Origin of the sequence: Streptomyces sp. NPDC014891, assembly GCF_043081085.1 — a bacterium.
Classification (GTDB): Bacteria; Actinomycetota; Actinomycetes; order Streptomycetales; family Streptomycetaceae; genus Streptomyces.
Genome location: NZ_JBIBWF010000011.1, coordinates 27,286 through 51,871, shown reverse-complemented (window position 1 = coordinate 51,871; position 24,586 = coordinate 27,286). Strand labels below are relative to the sequence as shown.

Here is a 24,586-nt window from a genome sequence, read left to right as displayed (position 1 = left end):
CCGTAGTCTCGTACATACCTTTGACTCACCGCTGACTCACCGCTGCCATCAGAAAGGTTCCGGGCCGGCCATGGCGCTCTCCCTCTACGTCGACACCGCTCGCTGGCGGGCGCACCAGAAGAACGTCATCGACCAGTTCCCCGGTGTCATCCCGGTCTGCAAGGGCAACGGCTACGGCTTCGGCCACGAGCGCCTCGCGGACGAGGCGGCCCGGTTCGGCGCCGACATGCTCGCCGTGGGCACCACGTACGAGGCCGCGCGGATCAAGGACTGGTTCAGCGGCGACCTGCTGGTCCTCACCCCCTTCCGCCGGGGTGAGGAACCGGTTCCGCTGCCCGACCGGGTCATCCGCTCCGTGTCGTCCGTGGACGGCGTCCACGCCCTCGTGGGAGCCCGTGTCGTCATCGAGTGCATGAGCTCGATGAAGCGGCACGGCGTCCGCGAGGAGGAGCTCCAGCAGCTCCACTCCGCCATCGAGGACGTGCGCCTGGAGGGCTTCGCCCTCCACCTCCCGCTGGACCGCCCGGACGGCACCGACGCCGTCGAGGAGGTCATCGGCTGGATGGACCGGCTGCGAGCCGCGCGGCTGCCGCTGCACACCATGTTCGTCAGCCACCTTCGGGCCGAGGAGCAGGCGAGGCTCCAGCAGCAGTTCCCGCAGACCCGCTTCCGCGCCCGCATCGGCACCCGGCTCTGGCTGGGCGACCACGAGGCCACCGAGTACCGCGGCGCGGTCCTCGACGTGACCCGGGTCGCCAAGGGGGACCGGTTCGGCTACCGCCAGCAGAAGGCCGCGTCGGACGGCTGGCTGGTCGTCGTCGCCGGCGGCACCTCGCACGGTGTGGGCCTGGAGGCCCCCAAGGCCATGCACGGCGTCATGCCGCGCGCCAAGGGCGTCGCCCGGGCCGGTCTGGCCACCGTCAACCGGAACCTGTCGCCCTTCGTCTGGGCCGGGAAGCAGCGCTGGTTCGCCGAGCCGCCGCACATGCAGGTGTCGATCCTGTTCGTGCCGGCCGACGCCCAGGAGCCCCGGGTCGGCGACGAGCTCGTGGCGCACCTGCGCCACACCACGACGCAGTTCGACCGGCTCGTCGAGCGCTGAGCCGGTCGACACCCCCTGAACCCCCGGGAGCTCGGCTTCCGGGGGTTCTTCATGGAGATCAGCTTCCGGGGGTTCCCCACTCCACCAGCAGCCGTCCGTCCTCGGCCGCGGGGGCGGCGTGCCGGGCGGGATGCGCGGCCCGGCCCGCGACGAAGACGTCCTCGGCGCCGTCCAGGACGCCCCCGGAGGGGTCGTCCGCGCCGTCCTGCCGGACCGGGTCCTTCTCGGGCGTGAGGATGTCGCGTACGACCATCACGCACAGGTACAGCGTGCCCAGCAGGTGCAGCACGATCACGAACTGGTAGCCGTCCACCGGCAGGCCCTGCTTGTTGCCGCTGGTGGTGAACGCCAGGTACATCCACACGCCCACGAAGTACATGACCTCGCAGGCCTGCCAGATCAGGAAGTCGCGCCAGCGCGGCCGGGCGAGCGCCGCCAGCGGCACCAGCCACAGCACGTACTGCGGCGAGTAGACCTTGTTGGTGAGGACGAACGCGGCGACGATCAGGAACGCCAGCTGGACGAAGCGGGGCCTGCGCGGGGCCGTGAACGCCAGGTAGGCGAGTCCGCCGACCGCCGCGAGCATCAGCAGCAGCGCGTACAGGTTCGCCTGGCCCGGGGTGATCGCCGTGCCGGTCCGCTGGCTGATCAGCAGCCAGACCGATCCGAAGTCGACGTTCCGGTCGCGGCTGAAGAGGTAGAACTGCTTCCAGCCCTCGGGGGCGAGCAGCATCACGGGCAGGTTCACGACCAGCCACGCGCCGGCCGCAGCCAGCACCGCGGTGCCGTACTCCCGCCACTTCCCGGCCCGCCAGCAGAGCAGCAGCAGCGGGCAGAGGAGGAGTATCGGGTAGAACTTGGCGGCGGTGGCGAGGCCGAGCAGGATCCCGAAGGCCAGCGGGCGTCCCCGTGACCACATCAGCACGGCGGCGGCCGTCAGCGCGACGGCCAGTATGTCCCAGTTGATCGTCGCGGTCAGGGCGACCGAGGGCGCCAGCGCGACGAGCAGACCGTCCCAGGGGCGCAGCCGGTGCGTGCGGGCCACGCAGACCGCGAGAACGGCCGCGCACACCATCAGCAGCCCCGCGTTCGCCAGCCAGTACGCCTGCTCGCGCTGCATCGTGTCGCCGCCGCCCGGCGTCAGCCAGGCCGCGACCTCCATGAAGAGCCCGGTCAGGACCGGGTACTCGAGGAACGGTATGTCGCCGTTCAGCCGGTCGAAGTAGGGCACCAGGCCCTCGGCGAAGCCGCGCCCGGTGAAGAGGTGCGGGATGTCCGAGTAGCAGGCGTGGGTGTACTGCGAGGTCGTGCCGCGGAACCAGGCCCAGTTGTAGCAGGGCAGTTTCTGCACCATGCCGAGGGCGAACATGCCGATGGCCACCAGGGCGATCACCCGCACCGGCGTCAGCTGCCCGGTGCCGGTCCTCGCCCGCCGGCCGTAAGGGCCGCCGATCAGTTCGCTGCCCGCGGCGGCCACCTTGTCCCGGTGGGTGGGGATGACCGTCTGCGGGCGGCGCTCGGGCCGGTCCTGCGGCGCGCTCGTCTTCTGGAGGCTCGGCATGGGGGACATCCTGCCGTACGACTCCGGGAAAACCGCGAGGGCCGCCGCGGCCGGCCCGTACGGGAAGGTACGGGCCGGCCGCGACGGCCCTCGTCCCACGCGGCGGCGCGGGACCGTCGGGTGTTCCGGCGGATCAGGGGGACAGGCCGCCGGGCCTGCCGTTCCCTCCGCCGCCCCCGTTGCCGTCGTCCGTCGGTGTGCCGGTCCCCGTCGGTGTGCCGGTCGGCGGCTCCGTGGTGGGCTCTCCGGTGTTGCCGCCGGGATCGCCCGGTTCGTCGGTGCAGCCCCAGCCCCAGACTCCGCAGGTCGTCTTGTCCGGCTTGGGCGTCCGCGTCGTGGTCGGGGGAGTCGTCGTCGGCGGCGGCGTGGTGGTCGGCGCGGACGTAGTCGGCGTGGCCGTCGTCTCGGTCGGCGTCGGCGTGGCCGTCGGGGTCGGGGTCGGGCTGGAGGCGCCACCGCCGAAGACCGCCTCGGCGCCCTCCAGCTTCTCCGCCTCCGGGAAGCTCTTGACCGGGTAGCCCTCCACGGCCTCGGTCATGTAGTCCTGCCAGATCCGCGACGGGAACGAGGAACCGTGGATCTTCGGCTGGTCACCCGTGCCGAACATCTCCTGGAACTCGCGGTTCTTCTTCGTCTCGTCGTCGTCGAAGCGGTACATGTCGATCGCGGTCGACAGCTGCGGGGTGTACCCCACGAACCAGGCCGACTTGTTGCCGTCGGTCGTACCGGTCTTGCCGGCGACCTCGCGGCCCGGGATCCGGGCCTTCTTGCCGGTGCCCTCGTCGTCGTCCACGACGGAGCGGAGGACATCGGTGACGTTGTTGGCGACGGCCGGGCTGAAGGGGCTCTTCGTCTCCGTCTTGTGCTGGTGGATGACGACGCCCTCCTTCTTCACGGACTCGACCGAGTAGGGGTCGTTCTGCTTGCCCTCGTTGGCGAAGGTCGCGTAGGCGCCGGCCATGCGGATGGCGCTCGGGCTGGAGATGCCGAGGGAGAAGGAGGGCACCTCGCCCCCGACGAGCGAGTCGGGGCGCAGGCCCGCGTCGACGGCCGCCTTGCGGACCCGGTCGATGCCGACGTCCATGCCGAGCTGCACGTACGGCGAGTTCGCCGACTTGACCATGGCGCGACGCAGCGTCATGTCCTTGTAGCTCGCGTCGTCGTCATTGGTCTGGAGCCACTCCTTGCCTTGCTCGTTGTGCCAGATCTCGCCGTTGTACTTGCGGATCTTCAGCTTGTTCTGGCCGGAGTAGCGGCTCTTGTCGGGGTCCACGATCGTGCGGGTGGAGGCGTCCTGCTCCGCCTGCAGGGACTTGTCCCGGACGCCGTCCCGCATCGCGGCGGCGAGCACGAACGGCTTGAACGTCGATCCGACCTGCGCACCGGTGTTGTCGGCGTTGCTCCGGAAGTGCTTGGTCGCGTCGACACCGCCGTAGAGCGCGACGATCTTGCCGGTCGTCGTGTCGACGGACGCGCCGCCGAACTGGACGTTGGTGTCCGTCTTGGGGCGCTTCTTCGGGTCGATGTACTCCTTGAGGATCTTCGTGACCGAGTCCTCCATGGCGTCCACCTTCTTCTTGTCGAAGGTGGTGTAGATCTCGTAGCCGCCGCGCTCCAGATCCTGTTCGGTGATCCCGAACTGGGCCTTGATGTTGGCCTTCGCGGTGGTGACCAGGTAGCCGATCTGACCGCTGAGGTTGGCGCTCTTCTTGGGCTTCTCGACCTTGGGGAACGTCGTGTACTTCGCGCGCTCCGCGGCCGGGAGGTGCCCGTCCTTCTGCATCTCGTCGAGGATCCACCCCCACCGGAGCGTGGCCCGCTCGGTGTTCTTCTCGGGCGTGGCCTCGGAGTCGATCTCGGGGTAGCCGGCCGGGTCGTAGTAGGTCGCGCCCTTGAGCACCGCGGCGAGGAGCGCCGACTGGCTGGGGTTGAGCTTCTCGGCGTCGACGTTGAAGTACGCGCGGGCCGCCGCCTGGACACCGTAGGCACCGCGGCCGTAGTACGCGGTGTTCAGGTAGCCGGCCATGATCTCGTCCTTGTCGACCTGGCTGCCGACCTTCATGGAGATGAAGAGTTCCTTCACCTTCCGGCTGAGGGTCTGCGACTGGTCGTCGAGGCGGTTGTTCTTCACGTACTGCTGGGTGATCGTCGAACCACCCTGGGTCTCGCCGCCCTTGGCCATGTTCCACACGGCGCGGCCGATGCCCATGGGGTCGATGCCGGAGTCCGTCCAGAAGGTCTTGTTCTCCGCGGAGATCACGGCGTTCTGCATGGACTTGGGGATCTTGTCGAACGGGACGATCTGGCGGTTGGTGCCGCTGCCCGTCGCGACCATCCGGGTCTTGTCCGACCAGTAGTAGATGTTGTTCTGCGACTTCGCGGTCAGCGCCTCGTTGGGGATGTCCACCTGCGAGTACGCGATCGCGGCCGCGCCCATCAGGCTGGCGGCGAAGAACAGGAAGGTGCCCGTGACGAGCTTCCACGACGGCATCCAGCGACGCCAGCCGTACTTTCCGTACCGCGGGTAGTCGATCACCCGCTTCTTGCCCGGCGAGCCACCGCCGGGACCGCGGCCCGCACCGCCGCCGCGGCCGCCACCACCACCGCCGCGCCGTCCGCCGCCGGGCCCGCCGGGGCCGTTGTCGGCCCCCCTGCGGCGGCTGCCGCGCTGGGCGGCCCTGCGGGCCTCGGCGCGACCGCCGTACGGCCGCTGCTCCTCCCCGGGGGAGGAGGTGGGCCCGTACGAGGCCGAAGGGGCCCCCGTACCGAAGTCCTGGGCCGGGGCCGACCTGCGGCCCACCGGCTGCTGGGCAGCGCGCCGTGCCGCCGCGCGACCGCCCGTCGGCGGCTGCTGCGGCGGCATTTTGCGACGATGCTCGCTCATCGAACGACTACTCCTCGGGCAGGCGTGAACGCCTGGAAGCGGCAGTTGAGTTCCGGTCCCCCCGAAATGCGCACGGCCGGAACCCCATCGGAGGCCCCTCCGTATCGCAGCCGGTCACCCGGAGCACTGACGCCCCGCGGCAGCGCTCGGTTCCCGGTGTTCTGCATGCGGCACAGCCTACGCACGGCCAAAACCCGCCTAGGGGCCGGAGTTCACCCCAAATCAGGCAAGTCGCACGCTGTGAATTGACGATGTGACGCCGGTCACGGCGGTCCCACTTGTCGGGACCTTGGGGCCGTTCTATCGTGCTGATGTATCGAGTCGATACATCAGCGCGGCATAAGGACCTGTGAGCGGAGGAGGAGGCGACGGATGAGCAGACGCTCCGGCATTCTCGAGTTCGCCGTCCTCGGCCTGCTGCGCGAGGCTCCGATGCACGGGTACGAGCTGCGCAAGCGCCTCAACACCTCGCTGGGCGTCTTCCGGGCCTTCAGCTACGGAACGCTGTATCCCTGCCTCAAGACGCTGGTCGCCAACGGCTGGTTGATCGAGGAACCGGGCAGCGCTCCCGAGGAGGCGCTCGCCGCTTCACTCGCAGGACGCCGAGCCAAGATCGTCTACCGGTTGACGGCCGCGGGGAAGGAGCACTTCGAGGAGCTCCTGTCCCACACCGGCCCCGACGCCTGGGAGGACGAGCACTTCGCCGCCCGCTTCGCCTTCTTCGGGCAGACCGAGCGCGAGGTGCGGATGCGGGTCCTCGAAGGCCGCCGCAGCCGGCTGGAGGAGCGTCTGGAGAAGATGCGCGCCTCCCTGGCCCGGACCCGCGAGCGCCTCGACGACTACACGCTTGAGCTGCAGCGCCACGGTATGGAGTCCGTGGAGCGCGAAGTGCGCTGGCTGAACGAGCTCATCGAGAGCGAGCGGGCAGGGCGGGATCAGCGATCCGGCACCGACGCCCCCGCTCTGCACGACAACGATTCTGGAGAAACGGGCGGCCTGCCCCGGCACGGGGGCAGTACCCGGCCGGATCCGTCCGACGACACCGCCAAGTGAAACCCTGCGCACAGCAGGGCTTCCACGATCACACAGGGAGCAACCGGAATGGGTTCGGTTCGCGTAGCCATCGTCGGCGTGGGCAACTGCGCCGCCTCGCTGGTTCAGGGCGTCGAGTACTACAAGGACGCCGACCCGGCGACCAAGGTCCCCGGCCTGATGCACGTTCAGTTCGGCGACTACCACGTCCGTGACATCGACTTCGTCGCGGCCTTCGACGTCGACGCGAAGAAGGTCGGCCTCGACCTCTCGGACGCCATCGGCGCCAGCGAGAACAACACCATCAAGATCTGCGACGTCCCGAACAAGGGCGTCACGGTCCAGCGCGGTCACACGCTCGACGGTCTCGGCAAGTACTACCGCCAGACCATCGAGGAGTCCGCCGAGGAGCCGGTGGACGTCGTCCAGATCCTCAAGGACCGCGAGGTCGACGTTCTCATCTGCTACCTGCCGGTGGGTTCCGAGGACGCCGCGAAGTTCTACGCGCAGTGCGCGATCGACGCCAAGGTCGCCTTCGTCAACGCCCTCCCGGTCTTCATCGCCGGCACCAAGGAGTGGGCCGACAAGTTCACCGAGGCGGGCGTCCCGATCGTCGGCGACGACATCAAGTCGCAGGTCGGCGCGACCATCACGCACCGCGTGATGGCGAAGCTGTTCGAGGACCGCGGCGTCCGTCTTGAGCGCACCATGCAGCTCAACGTCGGCGGCAACATGGACTTCAAGAACATGCTCGAGCGCGACCGCCTCGAGTCCAAGAAGATCTCCAAGACGCAGGCCGTCACCTCGCAGATCCCCGACCGCGAGCTGGGCGAGAAGAACGTCCACATCGGTCCCTCGGACTACGTGGCCTGGCTGGACGACCGCAAGTGGGCGTACGTGCGCCTCGAGGGCCGTGCCTTCGGCGACGTTCCGCTGAACCTGGAGTACAAGCTCGAGGTGTGGGACTCCCCGAACTCCGCGGGTGTCATCATCGACGCCCTGCGCGCCGCGAAGATCGCCAAGGACCGCGGCATCGGCGGCCCCATCCTCTCCGCGTCGAGCTACTTCATGAAGAGCCCGCCGGTCCAGTACTTCGACGACGAGGCCCTGGCCAACGTCGAGAAGTTCATCAAGGGTGAGGTCGAGCGCTAAAGCGCCCCACGCTTGTCGATCGAGGGTCCCCGCGGCACTGCCCGGGGGCCCTCTTCGTATGTGAGTCTTGCTGCCATGTCCGTCGTACGTGATCTGCGCGTACTCCTGCGCCTGACGAACTTCCGCCGCCTCCTCGCCGTCCGGCTGCTCTCCCAGTGCGCCGACGGCGTCTACCAGGTGGCCCTGGCCACGTACGTCGTGTTCTCCCCCGAGAAACAGACCTCCCCGGCCGCGATCGCCTCCGCCATGGCGGTCCTCCTGCTGCCGTACTCGCTCGTCGGCCCCTTCGCCGGGGTGCTCCTGGACCGCTGGCAGCGCCGCCAGGTCTTCCTGTACGGCAACCTCCTGCGCGCCCTCCTCGCAGGCGGGACCGCCGTCCTGGTCCTCGTCTCGGTCCCCGAGTGGCTCTTCTACGCCTCCGCGCTCTCCGTCACGGCCGTCAACCGCTTCGTCCTCGCGGGGTTGTCCGCCTCGCTCCCGCGGGTCGTCGACGCCGAGCGACTGGTCGTGGCGAACTCGCTCTCCCCCACCGCGGGCACGCTCGCGGCCACCGCGGGCGGCGGTATCGCGTTCGGCATCCAGCTCATCGCCGACCGGTCCGACGCCGCCGTGGTGGCCTTCGGCGCCGTCCTCTACCTCTGCGCCGCCCTCGCCTCCCTCCGGATGTCACGGGAGCTCCTCGGTCCCGACCCGGCCCTCGTGCCCGAGCGACTCTCCTCCGCCCTGGCCTCGACGGCCCGGGGACTGGTCGAAGGACTGCGCCACCTCGCGGAGCGGCGGCCCGCCGCCCGCGCTCTCGCCGCGGTGGGCGTCATGCGCTTCTGCTACGGCGCGCTGCTCGTCACCGTGCTCATGCTCTGCCGCTACACATGGGGCTCCACCGAGTCCGAGGGCCTCGGGCTCCTCGGGATCGCCGTCGCCACCTCGGGCGCGGGATTCTTCGCGGCCGCCGTGCTCTCCCCGTGGGCCGTGGGACGGTTCGGCCCCTTCGGCTGGATGACCGTCTGCGCGGCCACGGCCGCGGTGCTCGAACCGCTGCTCGGTCTGACCTTCGCCCCCGTGCCCTTCTTCGCCGCCGCCTTCGTCCTCGGGCTCACCACCCAGGGAGCCAAGATCGCGACGGACACGGTCGTGCAGACCTCCGTGGACGACGCCTACCGGGGCCGGGTCTTCGCCCTGTACGACGTGCTGTTCAACGTCGCCTTCGTGGCGGCGGCCGGCGTCGCGGCGCTGATGCTCCCGCCCGACGGACGCTCCGCCCTGGTGATCGTGCTGGTGGCCGTGCTCTACGCGGGCATCGCCCTGGCCCTGCGGGGAGAACGCCGTGAGGGGTGATGTTTCACGTGAAACACCACCCCTCACAACGTCGTGGGCGTCGGTGTTTCACGTGAAACACCGACGCCCACGGACGAGGCTCAGCCCTGCTCGGCCCACCACTCCTTGAGCGCGGCGACGGCCTGGTCGTGCTCCATCGGCCCGTTCTCCAGCCGGAGCTCCAGCAGGAACTTGTACGCCTGGCCGATGGCGGGACCGGGGCCGATGCCCAGGATCTCCTGGATCTGGTTGCCGTCGAGGTCGGGACGGATCGCGTCGAGCTCCTCCTGCTCCTGAAGCTGGGCGATGCGGTCCTCCAGCCCGTCATAGGCACGGGAGAGCGCGCTCGCCTTGCGCTTGTTCCGCGTGGTGCAGTCCGATCGGGTCAGCTTGTGCAGACGCGAGAGCATCGGCCCGGCGTCCCGGACGTAACGGCGCACGGCCGAGTCGGTCCACTCGCCGGTGCCGTATCCGTGGAAGCGGAGGTGCAGCTCCACGAGCCGGGAGACGTCCTTGATCATCTCGTTGGAGTACTTGAGCGCGGTCATGCGCTTCTTGGTCATCTTCGCGCCCACCACCTCGTGGTGGTGGAAGGAGACGCGACCGTCCTTCTCGAAGCGGCGGGTGCGCGGCTTGCCGATGTCGTGGAGCAGTGCCGCGAGGCGCAGCACCAGGTCGGGGCCGTCCTCCTCCAGGTCGATGGCCTGGTCGAGCACGGTCAGGGAGTGCTCGTAGACGTCCTTGTGGCGGTGGTGCTCGTCACTCTCCAGCCGGAGCTCCGGCAGCTCGGGGAGCACGTGGTCGGCGAGACCGGTGTCCACCAGGAGACCGAGGCCCTTCCTGGGGTGCGAGGAGAGCAGCAGCTTGTTGAGCTCCTCACGGATCCGCTCGGCGGAGACGATCTCGATCCGGCCGGACATCTCCTTCATCGCCGTGACGACCTCGGGGGCCACCTCGAAGTCCAGCTGAGCGGCGAAGCGCGCGGCCCGCATCATGCGCAGCGGGTCGTCGGAGAAGGACGCCTCGGGCGTGCCGGGCGTACGCAGCACCCGGGCGGCGAGGTCCTCGAGCCCGCCGTACGGGTCGATGAACTCCTTCTGCGGGAGGGCCACGGCCATGGCGTTCACGGTGAAGTCACGCCGGACGAGGTCCTCGTCGATGGAGTCGCCGTAGGAGACCTCGGGCTTGCGGGAGGTCCGGTCGTACGCCTCGGAGCGGTACGTGGTGACCTCGATCTGGTAGCTCTGATCGACGTCCCCGACGCGGGCCTCCTTCTGGCAGCCGACGGTCCCGAAGGCGATGCCGACCTCCCACACCGCGTCGGCCCACGGGCGGACGATCTTCAGCACGTCCTCGGGGCGGGCGTCGGTGGTGAAGTCCAGGTCGTTGCCGAGCCGACCGAGCAGGGCGTCCCGTACCGAGCCACCGACCAGCGCGAGGCTGAACCCGGCATCCTGGAAACGGCGGGCGAGGTCGTCGGCGACAGGGGACACGCGCAGCAGTTCACTGACCGCGCGGCGTTGCACCTGGCTCAGTGCAGTCGGGGTGTCTTCGTTGGCGTTCGGCACAACAGAAAAGGGTACGTGCCCCGGCCCGTGACGACGTCCTCGTTTTCCCGCGCACGGGGCACCGGAGGCCGTCGGGCGGACATGGTCGAAGATCGCCTGGAGCAGTCCCCGGCACTTGCTCCCAGCGTGCCTCGTTACCATGCCTGGACACAGCAACCGGGAACCACCCACCCCACTGACACCAGAGACAACGACGAGGACGGGCGAACGCGTGGCCGAGGCGGCAGACATCCAGGGGACCGGTCCCTCACCTGCCCGCCGGTGGCTGCGGCGCACGATCGTCGTCGCCTTCGGGGCGCCGCTCCTCGCCGGTCTCCTCCAGGCCCCGGCCACGGACTCTCCGGCCTTCGCAGCCGACGACACCGGCGGCTCGAAGACGGTCGATGTGTCGCTCGACACGCTGACGCCGAGCGCTCCCGTCGAGGGGGACACGGTCACGATCTCCGGCTCGGTGACCAACCGGAGCAAGAAGACGGTGACCGACGCGGAGGTGGATCTGCGGGTCGGACCGCAGATGACCAGCCGCAGCGAGATCGAGCAGGTCTCGGAGCGGACGGGCTACCGGAGCTACAGCGACCCCGCCCCCCTCGACGACGCTCCCACCGTCAAGATCCCGCGGCTGGGTCCCGGACTCACGGCGGACTTCTCCCTCTCGGTGCCCGTGTCCGACCTCGGGCTCGACGAGGCCGGCGTGTACCAGCTGGGGGTCTCGCTCACCGGGCAGACCTCGGACCGCCGCTACGACCGGGTCCTCGGCATCGAGCGCACCTTCCTCCCGTACCAGCCGGAGGCGACCGAGAAGCGGACCCAGCTCACCTATCTCTGGCCGCTGATCTCCTCCGCCCACGTGTCGGCCGAGACGGCGAACGACGACCAGCAGACTCCGGTCTTCGAGGACGACGCCCTCGCCGCGGAGCTCAAGCCCGGCGGGCGCCTCGACGAGCTCGTCTCGCTGGGCAAGGACCTCCCGGTGACCTGGGTGGTCGACCCGGACCTGCTGGCCTCCGTGGACGCCATGGCGAACGGCTACCGGGTCAAGGACGGCACCCTGCACGTCCCCGGCAAGAACCAGGAGATCGCCGAGCGCTGGCTGGACGCACTGGAGAAGGCCGTCCAGGGCCACAAGGTCGTCGCCCTGCCCTTCGCCGACCCCGATCTCGCGTCCCTCGCCCACCGCGGCAAGGACGTCCCCGGCTCCCTGGGACACCTCCAGTCGGCGACGGCGCTCGCGGGGACGACGGTCGAGACCATCCTCCACGTGCAGCCCGCGACCGACTTCGCCTGGCCCGTCGACGGCGCCGTCGACCCCTCCATCCTGGCGGTCGCGACCTCCGCCGGCGCCGACAAGGTGATCGCCCGCAGCGACAGCGTCCGCGACGACCTCGCCTACACACCGACCGCGGCCCGCCCCTTCAGCAACGGCACGACCGCCGTGGTGAGCGACGCGCTCCTGTCCACGGCCTTCGAGGGGGACATGGTCCGGTCGGAGAACTCGACCCGCGCGGTCCAGGAGTTCCTCGCCCAGTCCCTCGCGGTCACCCTGGAACAGCCGGAGGACCAGCGCAGCATCGTGGTCGCCCCGCAGCGGGTCCCGAGCGTCGCGCAGGCGCAGACCATGGCGACCGCCCTGCGGGGGCTCGCCGCCAAGCGCTGGAGCCAGCCGAGCGACCTCCTGGCGGCCGCCGCGGCCAAGCCGGACCCCGACGCCTCCACCGCGGTACCCGCCGGCTCCCGGTACCCGAAGAAGCTCCGCGACAGCGAGCTGCCGGTCCAGGCCTTCCGCGACATGAAGACCACGCGCGACGAGATGGACGACTTCAAGGTCATCCTCACCGCCCAGTACCGGGTGGTGCCGCCCTTCACCAACGCGATCAACCGCGAGATGTCGACCTCGTGGCGGGGCCAGGCCCGGGCCGCCGCGCTGTACCGGATCAACGTGCTGGAGTACCTGCAGACGCTCACCGAGGGCGTTCAGCTGGTCGACAAGTCCGACCTCACCCTCTCCGGCCGCAGCGCGACGATCCCCGTGACCGTCCAGAACAAGCTGCTGCAGGACGTGCACCTGGTGCTGCGGCTCACCTCCGGCAACAAGAACCGCCTCAACCTGAACGGCGAGCCGTACAAAGAGCTGCCCGTGAAGATCAGCGGCGGCCACAGCCAGTCGGTGAAGTTCTCGGCCTCGGCCAACGTCAACGGCCAGGTGCCGATGACGGCCCAGCTCTACACGGAGGACGGCACCCCCTACGGTCAGCCGATGACCTTCACCGTGAAGGTCTCCGAGATCACCGCCACGGTGATGCTCGTGATCGCCGGAGGCGTCCTCCTCCTCGTCCTGGCCGGCGTGCGGATGTACAGCCAGCGCAAGCGGGTCGCCGCCCGGAACGCCGAGGCCGAGGCCCTGGCGGCGGAGGCGGGCACCGAGCCGGTGGAGCCGGGACCGCGGCCGGAATCCGGGGCGGACACGCCGCAGGAGCCCGCAGCGCCTTCGGCGGAGTCCGCCGCGGACGAACCCGAGCAGCCGAGTGACCCGACACCGGACACCGGGTCCGAAAGCGGCGACCCGTCGGGCCCGGGTGAGAAGGTGGACCGTTGAGCGATGTCGTGGCCGGTCGGCCGGGGACGATGAGGTGGGGTAACCATGAACGCGCCGTACGACGGTGACCGCGGGCAGGGTGCGGGCGGCACCCCGCCTTCCGGTGTGACGCCCGAGGCGTCCCCCGGCTCCGGCCACCCGCCGGTGCCGCCCCCGCCGCCCGGTGACGCCGGCCGGCAGGGATACGCCCCGCACCCGCAGGGCGGCTACGCCCAGGACGGCTACCCACAGGACGGTTACCAGCAGAACCCCTACGCCCAGGACCCCTACGTCCAGGACGCCTTCACCCATGACCCGTACCGGGCCCAGGACCTGTCCGCGCAGGACCCGGTGACCGAGGCGCTCTACGACCGCGCCGCGCACCCGCCGCCCCCGCCCGGCACGTACCCCGAGCCGCAGCCGCTCTACCAGCAGCCGGCCGCTCCCCACCACGCCCCCGATCCGCGGGTGTGGGCGCAGACCCCCGCCCCGGAGCCCGAGGGCCCCTCCCGGCACCTGCCGTACGGCGACGACGCGCGCACCGTCCAGTTCACCGGCGTCGACGACCTGGTGACCCGGGCCGGCGAGGAGGAGCCCGAGCCGGACGCCTTCGCGCACCTCTACCGGGACCAGCAGGCTCCCGGCCAGGTGCCCCCGCCCGCCCCGGAGCCGGATCCCATGCCCGCGCCCGCCCCCAAGAAGTCCGGCCGCGCCTCGGGGCTGCTGAAGTCGAGCGCGGTGATGGCCGCCGGCACCCTGGTCTCCCGGCTCACCGGCTTCGTCCGCAGCCTGGTGATCACCGGCGCGCTGGGTGCCGCCCTGCTCGGCGACACCTTCACCATCGCCTACACCCTGCCGACGATGATCTACATCCTCACCGTCGGCGGCGGCCTCAACTCGGTCTTCGTCCCGCAGCTCGTCCGCTCGATGAAGAACGACGAGGACGGCGGCGAGGCCTACGCCAACCGCCTGCTCACCCTGGTGATGGTGGCGCTCGGCGCGATCGTCGTCCTGGCCGTCTTCTCGGCCCCGCTGCTCATCCGGCTGATGTCGAACACCATCGCCGACGACGCCGCGGCCAACAGCGTGGCCGTGACGTTCGCCCGCTACTGCCTGCCCACCATCTTCTTCATGGGCGTGCATGTGGTGATGGGTCAGATCCTGAACGCCCGCGGCAAGTTCGGCGCGATGATGTGGACCCCGGTCCTCAACAACATCGTCATGATCGTCACCTTCGGCCTGTTCATCTGGGTCTACGGCACCTCCGCCGAGTCCCACATGGGTGTCCAGACCATCCCCGACGAGGGCATCCGCCTGCTCGGCATCGGCACCCTGCTCGGCCTCGTCGTCCAGGCCCTGGCGATGATCCCGTACCTGCGGGAGACCGGCTTCCGCTTCCGGCCCCGCTTCGACTGGAAGGGCCACGGGCTCGGCAAGACGGTCAAGCTCGCCAAGTGGACCGTCCTCTTCGTCCTCGCCAACCAGGCGGGCGTCCTGGTCGTCACCCAGCTCGCGACCGCGGCCGGTGAGGCGTCGGGCAAGAACGGCGCCGGCTTCCTCGCCTACTCCAACGCCCAGCTGATCTGGGGCATGCCGCAGGCCATCATCACGGTCTCCGTCATGGCCGCGCTGCTGCCGCGGATCTCCCGCGCCGCCCACGACGACGACCCCGGCGCCGTCCGGGACGACATCTCGCAGGGGCTGCGCAACTCGGCGGTCGCGATCGTCCCGGTCTCGTTCGCCTTCCTGGCGCTCGGCGTCCCGATGTGCACCCTGCTCTACGCCTCCAGCGGCGTCGAGGCCGCCCAGGGCATGGGCTTCATCCTGATGGCCTTCGGCCTCGGCCTGATCCCCTACTCCGTCCAGTACGTCGTGCTCCGCGGCTTCTACGCCTACGAGGACACCCGGACGCCCTTCTACAACACGGTCATCGTCGCCGCCGTCAACGCGGCCGCCTCCGCGATCTGTTACGTCGTCCTGCCCGCCCAGTGGGCCGTCGTCGGCATGGCCGCCTCCTACGGCCTGGCCTACGCCGTCGGCGTCGGCATCGCCTGGCGCCGACTCCGCAAGCGGCTGGGGGGCGATCTGGACGGCACCCACGTGATGCGGACCTACGCCCGCCTCTGCATGGCCTCCGTGCCCGCCGCGATCGTCGCCGGCGCCGTCGGTTTCGGCCTGCTCAAGCTGCTCGGCGAAGGCGCGTTGGGCTCGCTCGTCGCCCTGATCGTCGGCGGTGCGGTACTCCTCGGAGTCTTCTTCGTCGCGGCCAAGCGGATGCGGATCGCCGAGCTGAACACCCTGGTCGGCATGGTGCGCGGACGCCTGGGACGCTGAACCCGTCGGGCCAGCACAACCATCGGGGGGAACCGCGTGTCGTGCATAGCGTCCGACTGTGGGCACAATTGGCTTGGCTGTTGGATGTGGCGCAACGGATGGGGAGGCAGGAACGACGGTGGCGGAACGTAGCACGGCTGCCGTCGACGTGGCCGACAACAGCGGTGACGACCCGCTGACCGCCAAGGCGGACACGGCCGCGACCGACGGGGTGGCGGACAAGCAGAAGACGGCGGAACAGCCCGCCGAGGCCACGGAGAAGAAGGCGGTCGAACGACAGAGCGGCGAGCAGGCCTCCCTCACGGCTCCGGAGCTGCACAGCGGCCACAAGCTGGCCAGGCGCTACCGGCTGGAGGAGTGCGTCACCCGTCTGGACGGATTCAGCAGCTGGCGTGCCGTCGACGAGAAACTGCGGCGTGCCGTCGGGGTCCACCTGCTGCCCGCAGACCACCCCAGGGCCCGCTCGGTCCTGGCCTCGGCCCGGGCCTCGGCGCTCCTCGGCGACCCCCGCTTCGTGCAGGTCCTCGACGCCGTCGAGGAGAACGACCTCGTGTACGTCGTGCACGAGTGGCTGCCCGACTCCACCGAGCTGACCGCGCTGCTCGCGGCCGGCCCGCTGGAGCCTCACGACGCCTACCAGCTCGTCAGCCAGGTCTCCCAGGCCATGGCCGCCGCCCACCGCGAAGGCCTCGCCCACCTCCGGCTCACGCCGAGCGCCGTCCTGCGCAGCTCCACCGGTCAGTACCGGATCCGCGGCCTCGCCGTGAACGCCGCCCTGCGCGGCATCACCGCCGATCGTCCGCAGCGCAACGACACCGAGGCGATCGGCGCGCTCCTGTACGCCGCTCTCACCCAGCGCTGGCCGTACGACAGCGACGCCTACGGCCTCTCCGGCCTGCCCAAGGGCGTCGGCCTGCTCCCGCCCGACCAGGTCCGCGCCGGTGTGCACCGGGGCCTCTCCGAGATCGCCATGCGCGCCCTCGCGAACGACGGGGCCACCGCGTCCCGCCAGGAGCCGCCCTGCACCACTCCCGACGAGCTGGCCAAGGCGGTGGCCGCCATGCCCCGCGTGAAGCCCCCGGAGCCCGAGTTCACCGCCCCGCCCGAGTACCAGCGCACGACGTACCAGCAGGGCACCTACGGGCGTCCTCCGGCGCACCCCGCGGCCACCCAGCCGCTGATCCCGCCGCCCCCGCTGCAGAGCCGTACCGGCAAGGCGCTGAAGTGGGCCGTCTCGGCCCTGCTGATCGCCGCCCTGGGCCTCGGCAGCTGGCAGATCGCGGACCGGCTCCTCGCACCGGACTCCCCGCGGAAGGAGACCCCGGTCCCGCAGACGACGACCGACGAGAAGCCGGCGCCCCTCAAGCCGGTCGCCATCGCGTCGGCCCACGACTTCGACCCGCTGGGGAACGGCTCCGAGAAGCCCCAGGCCATAGACCTGGCCTTCGACGGCGATCCCAGCACGTACTGGTACACCGAGAACTACTACGGCGCCGACTTCGCCAATCTGAAGTCCGGCGTGGGCCTCGTGCTCGACCTGGGCAAGGCACAGAAGATCAGCACGGTCGACCTGTCCTTCGTGGGCGACACCGCGGTGGAGCTGCGCACGGCGCCCGCCGACGCGACCGCGGAGCCGGGCAGCCCCGACGGCTACACGACCCAGGTGTCCGGCACGGGCAGCCAGGTGCCCCTCAAGCTCTCCAAGCCCGTCACCACCCGCTACGTTCTCGTGTGGCTGACGAAGCTCCCTTCCAACGACGGGGGCTACCGGGGCAAGCTGAGCGAAATCAAGATCATGGGCTGACGACCGCAGGGGAGGGGGCTCACCGTTGGACCGACCGATAGACGACGCCACGGACGACCAGGAACTCCTGGCTCGCCATGTGGCCGGCGATCCAGACGCCTTCGGTGAGCTCGTGCGGCGTCACCGCGACCGGCTCTGGGCGGTGGCCCTGCGCACCCTGGGGGACCGCGAGGAGGCCGCTGACGCCGTCCAGGACGCCCTGCTGTCGGCCTTCCGGGCCGCCCATACCTTCCGCGGCCAGTCGGCCGTCACGACGTGGCTCCACCGCATCACGGTGAACGCCTGCCTCGACCGCATCCGTAAGGCGGCTTCGCGCAAGACCTCGCCCGTCGACGACAACGACCGCTTCGAGCAGCTCCTGGAGCCCCACGAGTCAGCGGAGGCGCCCGTGGAGCGGGGGGACGTCCACCGTGAGGTCCTCGCCGCGCTCGCGTCGATCCCCGACGACCAGCGCGCCGCCCTCGTCCTGGTCGACATGCAGGGATACCCCGTCGCGGAGGCGGCCCGTATCCTCGGCGTTCCCACCGGCACCGTGAAGAGCCGCTGCGCACGCGGGCGGGCACGCCTGCTTCCGCTGGTCACTCATCTGCGCGCCGAATCCGTGGGTACCCAAGCCCCCGACGGGGGAAGGAACCGGACGCCGGGGACATCCGTCCCACCGGTGCCGGGGCCGACGGACACCGGAACGACTGATCCAGCTGCTGTGAAGGGCGGAGGTGGGCGCACGTGACTTCCACGGCCGACAAGGCCAACACCACACAGCACCCGGACGTCTCGGAGATCTCCGATCTGACCGAGGGGCTCCTCTCACCGCCCCGCTCGGCCGCAGTCCGCCTGCATCTGGACGCGTGCCCCCTCTGCGCCGATGTACGCACCTCCCTGGAGGAGATCCGCGGACTTCTCGGCACCCTTCCCGGGCCGCCCCGCATGCCTGCGGAGATCGCGGGACGGATCGATGCCGCCCTCGCCGCCGAAGCCCTCCTCAACGCCACCACGCCGGAGAGCGACTCCGTCGTTTCACGTGAAACGACGCCCGACGCCTCCGAGCCGACTTCCTCGGGCGCCTCCTCTCCGTCCGACCGCTCCTCCGGCCGGGCCGCGGACCGCCCCGCCGGCCGTTCCGGTGCCGCCACCGGCCCCGGGCGGGCCGGGAAGCCCCGGCGCCGCCGTGTCGCCCTGCTGTCAACGCTCGGCGCCGCCTTCGGAGCGGTGGTGCTCGGCACGAGCCTCTATCTCACCCAGTCGGCCGACATGACAGCCGGAGTCCAGGCGGGCGACACCAAGAAGGCCGACACCGCCGCCGGCGCGGCACTGACCCCCTTCTCCGGATCTCCGGTGGAGGACCGCGTCCGTGCTCTCCTGGCCGAGGGCGGCTCCGCCATCACGCCCCGAGGCATCACCCCGGAGTCGATGTCCGCCGAAGGCCGGAGCACCGCTCCCCAGCGGAACAGGGACGGCGCCGTGCCCGGCTGCGTCGTGGCCGGCACCGGCCGCTCCGACGCGGTGCTGCAGCACGAGCGAGGCGAATACCAGGGGAAGCCGGCCTACCTCCTGGTCCTCAGCGACCCAGCGGACAGCAAGCGGGTCCAGGCCTACGTCCTCGATGCCTCCTGCACGGAACAGACCACCGGGAGCGGAAGCCCGGCCGCTGATCTGCTGTTCAGCGAGACGTACCCTCGCTCCTGACCCCTCTCTCCGTCCGGCAGCGGCGCCGCGCGGCGGTTTCGGGAATGTACTCCCCTTAGGATCCGTTGGGTGGGGTGAGAGTGACCGAGACAACCGCCCCGTAGGCAGTGGCAGTCTGCAGAGACGAGGAAGAAACCCGTGAGCGACGTCCGTAACGTGATCATCATCGGCTCCGGGCCCGCGGGGTACACCGCTGCGCTCTACACCGCCCGAGCGTCGCTGAACCCCCTGGTCTTCGAGGGCGCCGTCACCGCCGGTGGCGCGCTCATGAACACGACCGAGGTCGAGAACTTCCCGGGCTTCCGCGACGGCATCATGGGCCCGGACCTCATGGACAACATGCGGGCGCAGGCCGAGCGCTTCGGTGCCGAGCTCGTCCCCGACGACATCATCTCCGTGGACCTCACGGGTGAGATCAAGACCGTCACCGACACCGCCGGCACCGTGCACCGCGCCAAGGCCGTCATCGTCACCACCGGCTCGCAGCACCGCAAGCTGGGCCTCCCCAACGAGGACACTCTCTCCGGCCGCGGTGTCTCCTGGTGCGCCACCTGCGACGGGTTCTTCTTCAAGGACCAGGACATCGCCGTCGTCGGCGGTGGCGACACCGCGATCGAGGAGGCGACCTTCCTCTCGCGCTTCGCCAAGACGGTGACGATCGTCCACCGCCGGGACAGCCTGCGTGCCTCGAAGGCCATGCAGGAGCGTGCCTTCGCCGACCCGAAGATCTCCTTCGCCTGGGACAGCGAGGTCACCGAGATCCACGGTGAGCAGAAGCTCAGCGGTGTGACCCTGCGCGACACGAAGACCGGCGAGACCCGCCAGCTGCCTGTCACCGGCCTCTTCATCGCGGTCGGCCACGACCCGCGGACCGAGCTCTTCAAGGGCCAGCTGGAGCTCGACGAGGAGGGCTACCTCAAGGTCTCCGCCCCGTCGACGCGCACCAACCTCACCGGTGTCTTCGGCGCCGGCGATGTCGTCGACCACACCTACCGTCAGGCCATCACGGCCGCCGGCACCGGCTGCTCCGCCGCGCTGGACGCCGAGCGATTCCTGGCCGCCCTCGCCGACAGCGAGAAGCTGGCCGAGACCCCCGCGGTCTGACCCCGTCTCTCCCCACCCCACACCCCGCGAGATCAAGGAGGCCGCTGTGGCCCTGAAGATTGTGACCGACGCTTCCTTCGAAGAGGACGTCCTCAAGAGCAACAAGCCTGTCCTGGTGGACTTCTGGGCCGAGTGGTGCGGCCCGTGCCGCCAGATCGCCCCGTCGCTCGAGGCCATCGCCGCCGAGCACGGCGAGATCGAGATCGTGAAGCTCAACATCGACCAGAACCCGGCCACGGCTGCCAAGTACGGCGTCATGTCCATCCCGACCCTGAACGTCTACCAGGGCGGCGAGGTCGTGAAGACGATCGTCGGTGCCAAGCCTAAGGCGGCCATCCTGCGTGACCTCGAGGGCTTCGTCGAGCCGACCAAGGCCTGACGCTCCCGCTTCCGTTTCACGTGAAACAGAAGCAGCGTTTCACGTGAAACAACGAACGGCCCGCTCCCGGAAGGGGGCGGGCCGTTCGCGTGCTCCGGACCCGGCACACCGAGACCGACGCTACAGAGGGCGGAGGACCGGGTCCTTCTGGACCGCGCCGAGGAGCCGGTCGAGCGCCATCTCGACGTCCTCCTTCCAGGAGAGCGTCGTCCTGAGCTCCAGTCGCATCCTGGGGTAGGCCGGGTGGGGCCGTACCGTCTTGAAGCCCACCGCCAGCAGATGCTCGGCGGGAAGCACACAGGCCGGTTCCTTCCACCGGGCGTCCCCGAACGCCTCGATGGCTTTGAAGCCCCGCCGCAACAGATCCTTGGCCACCGTCTGTACAACCATCCGGCCGAGCCCCTGACCCTGGTACCCCGGCATGATCCAGGCCGTCATCAGCTGCACCGCATCGGCCGCGACCGGGCTCGTGGGGAAGGCGGTGGAACGCGGCACATAGTCCGGGGGAGCGTAGAGCACATAGCCGACCGGCACGTCGTCGACATAGACCACCCTGCCGCAGGAACCCCACTCCAGGAGGACCCCGGAGATCCAGGCCTCCTTCTCCGGCTCCGCCCGACCCGCTTTCACCGCGGCTTCCCCGCTGACGGGATCGAGCTCCCAGAAGACGCAGGAGCGGCACCTCGTGGGCAGATCCGGAAGGTTGTCCAACGTGAGCGGTACGAGCCGACGCCCCACGGCCGCGCCTCACTTCCCTCGCGAATCGATCACGGATACGCCTCTTGGAATCGTATCCATCGGCCGATCCGGACGACACCGCTCACAGGCAAAGGGCGGACCGCATTCCGGTGAAACCGGAGCACGGCCCGCCCTCAGCGGCCTGCGTCAGCGGAAGGCCTCAGCCCTCCGCCCCCTTCTCGGTGTGGTGCTGATCCATGACCCGGCCCTCGCCGGGGGCCAGCGTCGCCAGGATGCGGTCCAGATCCTCCACCGAGGCGAACTCGACGACGATCTTGCCCTTCTTCTGCCCGAGGTCGACCTTCACCCGGGTCTCGAAGCGGTCCGAAAGACGCGAGGCGAGATCCGAGAGCGCGGGCGACACCCGGCCACCGGCTCGCGGCTTCGTCGGCTTGACCGCACCGGGCTCCTCGGAACCCATGAGGCTGACCATCTCCTCGACGGTCCGCACCGACAGGCCCTCGGAGACGATCCGGTACGCCAGCTTGTCCTGGGCCTCCGGGTCGTCCACACCGAGCAGCGCCCGCGCGTGGCCGGCGGACAGCACCCCGGCGGCGACCCGCCGCTGCACCGGCGGCGACAGCCGCAGCAGACGCAGCGTGTTGGAGATCTGCGGACGGGAGCGCCCGATCCGCTCCGCGAGCTGATCGTGCGTGCAGCCGAAGTCCTTGAGCAGCTGCTCGTAGGCGTGGGCCTCTTCGATCGCGTTCAGCTGGGCTCGGTGGAGGTTCTCCAGGAGCGCGTCCAGGAGCATCTTCTCGTCGTCGGTGTCCCGGACGATCGCCGGGATCCGCTCCAGGCCCGCTTCCTTCGACGCCCGGAGACGCCGCTCACCCATGACCAGCTCATAGCCCTCGCCGTCGGTCTTGCGCACGACCACGGGCTGGAGGAGGCCGACCTCCTTGATGGAGACGACGAGCTCCGCCAGGGCGTCCTCGTCGAAGACCTCACGGGGCTGGTGCCGGTTGGGAACGATGGAGTCGAGCGGAAGCTCGGTGAAGTAGGCACCCGCCGGGGGCTCCGGCCGGACCACCGGCTCGGCGGCGTTCCACGAGGGCGCCGACTCCGGTGACGGGGTGCTCTGCGGGAGCGATGCCAGCTTCGCAGCCGCCACCCCGCGATCCGAAGGAATGCCGGCGGCCGTACCGGGCGAGGCCACGCCCACGCCGCTCGATGACGACTGCCGTTCCTGGGGAGCAGCGGGGATCAGCGCACCGAGCCCACGCCCCAATCCCCTACGTCGCTCGCTCACTGGATCCCCTCCGACATGCTGCGCTGGTGGTTCTGGTGCCCGACATGGGCGTGCTGCGGGTCGTAGTGCACGGTCGCCCCCCGCAGGGCGATCTCTCGGGCCGCTTCGAGATACGACAGGGCACCGCTGGAGCCCGGGTCGTAGGTGAGGACCGTCTGCCCGTAGCTCGGCGCCTCCGAGATGCGGACGGACCGCGGGATGCTGGTCCGCAGCACCTCCTCGGCGAAGTGGGTGCGCACCTCGTCGGCGACCTGCGAGGCGAGCCTCGTCCGGCCGTCATACATGGTGAGCAGGATCGTCGAGACATGGAGTGCCGGGTTGAGGTGCCCCCGGACCAGGTCGACGTTCCGCAGGAGCTGGCCGAGCCCCTCCAGGGCGTAGTACTCGCACTGGATCGGGATCAGCACCTCGGCTCCGGCCACCATGGCATTGACCGTGAGGAGACCGAGCGAGGGCGGGCAGTCGATCAGGATGTAGTCGAGCGGCTGCTCGTAGGCCTGGATCGCGCGCTGGAGGCGGCTCTCACGGGCCACGAGCGACACCAGCTCGATCTCCGCGCCGGCGAGGTCGATGGTCGCGGGGGCGCAGAACAGGCCCTCGACGTCCATGACCGGCTGCACGACCTCGGAGAGGGGCCTGCTGTCCACGAGGACGTCGTAGATCGAGGGGACCTCGGCATGGTGGTCGATGCCGAGCGCCGTCGAGGCGTTGCCCTGCGGGTCGAGGTCGATGACCAGGACCCGGGCCCCGTGCAGGGCGAGGGACGCGGCAAGGTTGACCGTCGTGGTCGTCTTGCCCACGCCGCCCTTCTGGTTGGCGACCACCATCACGCGAGTCTGCGCCGGGCGGGGAAGTCCCTCACCGGCACGACCCAGGGCCTCTACTGCCAGCTGGGCAGCACGACCAATGGGGGTGTCGTCCATCGGGGGCGGTGTTTCACGTGAAACATCCTCCCCCGCCGATTCGGTTCGGGGACCGGGGACCGGATCGGTCATCGGTCCCGCGATGTTGGCGTCGGACCGCAAGGATTCACTCTCCTCGGCTTCAGGCTCGCGATGGGGAGAGCCTGCCATGCTTTCGGGGTCGTGAACCAGCGAGGCCGGTGGTTCTGTGGGTGAATCCACCTCTGTGGACATCCCCGTCACCCTCGTGGGTGGGTTCACGCGAGGTCGACGGTCCCGGGGCGTGGCAGCCGCGCGACCGCGGCTGATGATTCCCTGCAGCAGTGAGCGACGTTTCACGTGAAACACCATGCCCCTGCTCCTGAGCCGGGACCGTTCGACACTCCGAAATGGTACGAATGCGACGTTCAGCGGCGTCGACGGGTCTTGCTGGTCCTGGCGGCCTTGGCCCGCTTGGCGGCGAACCGCACACCGCCCGGGCTCTCCCCGACCTCCACCCGGACGACCGTGGACAGCGGGTCGACGATCCCCTCGCCCACCTGCATCACGGAGGTCTCCACGACGCCGAGGCGGGAGAGCGCGGCACGCGCGCCGTTGATCTCCTCCTCCGCGGTGTCGCCCTTGAGTGCCAGCATCTCTCCGTACGGACGCAGCAGGGGCACGCCCCAGCCGGCCAGCCGGTCGAGGGGCGCCACCGCGCGGGCCGTCACCACGTGCACCGGAGTGATCTTGCCGAGCATCTCCTCCGCGCGCCCGCGGACCACGGTCACGTGGTCGAGGCCGAGCAGCTCGACGACCTCCTGGAGGAAGTTCGTCCGGCGGAGGAGCGGCTCCAGAAGCGTGATCTTCAGGTCGGGCCGGACCAGGGCCAGCGGGATGCCGGGAAGGCCGGCGCCGGAGCCCACGTCGCAGACGGTGACGCCCTCGGGGACGACCTCGGAGAGGACGGCACAGTTCAGCAGGTGGCGCTCCCACAGCCGCGGCACCTCACGCGGGCCGATCAGACCGCGCTTCACACCCGCGTCCGCGAGGAGCTCCGCATACCGCACGGCCTCCGGGAAGTACTCGCCGAAGACTGTCCGCGCCTGCTCCGGAGCCTCGGGGAGCTGCGCTTCCTCCGTCACGGGAACCGTCCTTCCGTACCGCACGCATCGTCTGCGGGCGCGCTGTGGTGGCTGACTATCAGGCTGACAAAGATCGGC

General features: G+C 70.2%; 18 protein-coding genes. 11 read left to right on the top strand and 7 right to left on the bottom strand.

Annotated features, from left to right (window positions below):
* Nucleotides 1-70: 70 nt before the first annotated feature.
* Nucleotides 71-1,102 (top strand): alanine racemase, encoded by a 1,032-nt coding sequence (locus tag ACF09E_RS28540; protein ID WP_361855309.1) that lies wholly within the window; start codon nt 71-73, stop codon nt 1,100-1,102.
* Nucleotides 1,103-1,160: 58 nt separating this feature from the next.
* Here ACF09E_RS28540 and ACF09E_RS28535 read toward each other — a convergent pair whose 3' ends face one another.
* Nucleotides 1,161-2,663, bottom strand: coding sequence for a glycosyltransferase family 87 protein (locus tag ACF09E_RS28535; protein ID WP_392208177.1), 1,503 nt, complete (start codon nt 2,661-2,663; stop codon nt 1,161-1,163).
* Nucleotides 2,664-2,796: 133 nt separating this feature from the next.
* Complete coding sequence (locus ACF09E_RS28530; RefSeq protein ID WP_392208175.1) at nt 2,797-5,547, bottom strand: transglycosylase domain-containing protein; 2,751 nt, start codon at nt 5,545-5,547, stop codon at nt 2,797-2,799.
* A gap of 372 nt (nt 5,548-5,919) precedes the next feature.
* On the opposite strand from ACF09E_RS28530, the gene ACF09E_RS28525 reads away from it, so the two are divergent.
* From ACF09E_RS28525 to ACF09E_RS28515, 3 genes are all read left to right on the top strand, one after another.
* Complete coding sequence (locus tag ACF09E_RS28525) at nt 5,920-6,600, top strand: helix-turn-helix transcriptional regulator (RefSeq protein ID WP_361847534.1); 681 nt, start codon at nt 5,920-5,922, stop codon at nt 6,598-6,600.
* Between the two features lie 48 nt (nt 6,601-6,648).
* A complete protein-coding gene (locus tag ACF09E_RS28520; RefSeq protein WP_361847531.1) occupies nt 6,649-7,731 on the top strand; it encodes an inositol-3-phosphate synthase in 1,083 nt (360 codons plus the stop codon).
* Nucleotides 7,732-7,806: 75 nt separating this feature from the next.
* Nucleotides 7,807-9,066 carry an MFS transporter gene (locus ACF09E_RS28515; protein WP_392208173.1) on the top strand — a complete coding sequence of 420 codons (1,260 nt, stop codon included), beginning with the start codon at nt 7,807-7,809 and terminating at the stop codon, nt 9,064-9,066.
* A gap of 80 nt (nt 9,067-9,146) precedes the next feature.
* Here ACF09E_RS28515 and ACF09E_RS28510 read toward each other — a convergent pair whose 3' ends face one another.
* Nucleotides 9,147-10,613 (bottom strand): CCA tRNA nucleotidyltransferase, encoded by a 1,467-nt coding sequence (locus tag ACF09E_RS28510; protein ID WP_392208172.1) that lies wholly within the window; start codon nt 10,611-10,613, stop codon nt 9,147-9,149.
* A gap of 211 nt (nt 10,614-10,824) precedes the next feature.
* On the opposite strand from ACF09E_RS28510, the gene ACF09E_RS28505 reads away from it, so the two are divergent.
* The 7 genes from ACF09E_RS28505 to trxA all read left to right on the top strand — a co-directional run bounded on the left by ACF09E_RS28505 (nt 10,825) and on the right by trxA (nt 20,492).
* Nucleotides 10,825-13,206 carry a DUF6049 family protein gene (locus tag ACF09E_RS28505; protein ID WP_392208170.1) on the top strand — a complete coding sequence of 794 codons (2,382 nt, stop codon included), beginning with the start codon at nt 10,825-10,827 and terminating at the stop codon, nt 13,204-13,206.
* A gap of 45 nt (nt 13,207-13,251) precedes the next feature.
* A complete protein-coding gene (gene murJ / locus ACF09E_RS28500) occupies nt 13,252-15,519 on the top strand; it encodes a murein biosynthesis integral membrane protein MurJ (protein ID WP_392208169.1) in 2,268 nt (755 codons plus the stop codon).
* A 118-nt stretch (nt 15,520-15,637) separates the two neighbouring features.
* Nucleotides 15,638-17,323 (top strand): protein kinase family protein, encoded by a 1,686-nt coding sequence (locus ACF09E_RS28495; protein WP_392208167.1) that lies wholly within the window; start codon nt 15,638-15,640, stop codon nt 17,321-17,323.
* Between the two features lie 25 nt (nt 17,324-17,348).
* Nucleotides 17,349-18,053 (top strand): RNA polymerase sigma factor SigM, encoded by a 705-nt coding sequence (gene sigM / locus ACF09E_RS28490; RefSeq protein WP_392208165.1) that lies wholly within the window; start codon nt 17,349-17,351, stop codon nt 18,051-18,053.
* Nucleotides 18,050-19,009 (top strand): hypothetical protein, encoded by a 960-nt coding sequence (locus tag ACF09E_RS28485; RefSeq protein ID WP_392208163.1) that lies wholly within the window; start codon nt 18,050-18,052, stop codon nt 19,007-19,009. The genes sigM and ACF09E_RS28485 overlap by 4 nt, the downstream gene beginning before the upstream one ends.
* A 138-nt stretch (nt 19,010-19,147) precedes the next feature.
* Complete coding sequence (gene trxB, locus ACF09E_RS28480; RefSeq protein WP_388807161.1) at nt 19,148-20,113, top strand: thioredoxin-disulfide reductase; 966 nt, start codon at nt 19,148-19,150, stop codon at nt 20,111-20,113.
* Between the two features lie 46 nt (nt 20,114-20,159).
* Nucleotides 20,160-20,492 carry a thioredoxin gene (trxA, locus tag ACF09E_RS28475; protein WP_392208161.1) on the top strand — a complete coding sequence of 111 codons (333 nt, stop codon included), beginning with the start codon at nt 20,160-20,162 and terminating at the stop codon, nt 20,490-20,492.
* 120 nt (nt 20,493-20,612) lie between these two features.
* Here trxA and ACF09E_RS28470 read toward each other — a convergent pair whose 3' ends face one another.
* The 4 genes from ACF09E_RS28470 to rsmG form a co-directional block, all read right to left on the bottom strand.
* Nucleotides 20,613-21,230 carry a GNAT family N-acetyltransferase gene (locus tag ACF09E_RS28470; protein ID WP_392208159.1) on the bottom strand — a complete coding sequence of 206 codons (618 nt, stop codon included), beginning with the start codon at nt 21,228-21,230 and terminating at the stop codon, nt 20,613-20,615.
* A 160-nt stretch (nt 21,231-21,390) separates the two neighbouring features.
* Complete coding sequence (locus ACF09E_RS28465) at nt 21,391-22,482, bottom strand: ParB/RepB/Spo0J family partition protein (protein ID WP_392208157.1); 1,092 nt, start codon at nt 22,480-22,482, stop codon at nt 21,391-21,393.
* On the bottom strand, nt 22,479-23,555 hold the full coding sequence (locus ACF09E_RS28460) for a ParA family protein (RefSeq protein ID WP_392208454.1): 1,077 nt from the start codon (nt 23,553-23,555) through the stop codon (nt 22,479-22,481). The genes ACF09E_RS28465 and ACF09E_RS28460 overlap by 4 nt, the downstream gene beginning before the upstream one ends.
* Before the next feature lie 236 nt (nt 23,556-23,791).
* Nucleotides 23,792-24,508 (bottom strand): 16S rRNA (guanine(527)-N(7))-methyltransferase RsmG, encoded by a 717-nt coding sequence (gene rsmG / locus ACF09E_RS28455; protein ID WP_361847499.1) that lies wholly within the window; start codon nt 24,506-24,508, stop codon nt 23,792-23,794.
* Nucleotides 24,509-24,586 lie beyond the last annotated feature (78 nt).

What these genes read in the sequence shown, in the direction of transcription:
- ACF09E_RS28540 (WP_361855309.1), top strand. Translation starts at nt 71, where the DNA reads ATGGCGCTCTCCCTCTACGTCGACACCGCTCGCTGGCGGGCGCACCAG.
- ACF09E_RS28535 (WP_392208177.1), bottom strand. Translation starts at nt 2,663, where the DNA reads ATGCCGAGCCTCCAGAAGACGAGCGCGCCGCAGGACCGGCCCGAGCGC.
- ACF09E_RS28530 (WP_392208175.1), bottom strand. Translation starts at nt 5,547, where the DNA reads ATGAGCGAGCATCGTCGCAAAATGCCGCCGCAGCAGCCGCCGACGGGC.
- ACF09E_RS28525 (WP_361847534.1), top strand. Translation starts at nt 5,920, where the DNA reads ATGAGCAGACGCTCCGGCATTCTCGAGTTCGCCGTCCTCGGCCTGCTG.
- ACF09E_RS28520 (WP_361847531.1), top strand. Translation starts at nt 6,649, where the DNA reads ATGGGTTCGGTTCGCGTAGCCATCGTCGGCGTGGGCAACTGCGCCGCC.
- ACF09E_RS28515 (WP_392208173.1), top strand. Translation starts at nt 7,807, where the DNA reads ATGTCCGTCGTACGTGATCTGCGCGTACTCCTGCGCCTGACGAACTTC.
- murJ (WP_392208169.1), top strand. Translation starts at nt 13,252, where the DNA reads ATGAACGCGCCGTACGACGGTGACCGCGGGCAGGGTGCGGGCGGCACC.
- ACF09E_RS28460 (WP_392208454.1), bottom strand. Translation starts at nt 23,555, where the DNA reads ATGGCAGGCTCTCCCCATCGCGAGCCTGAAGCCGAGGAGAGTGAATCC.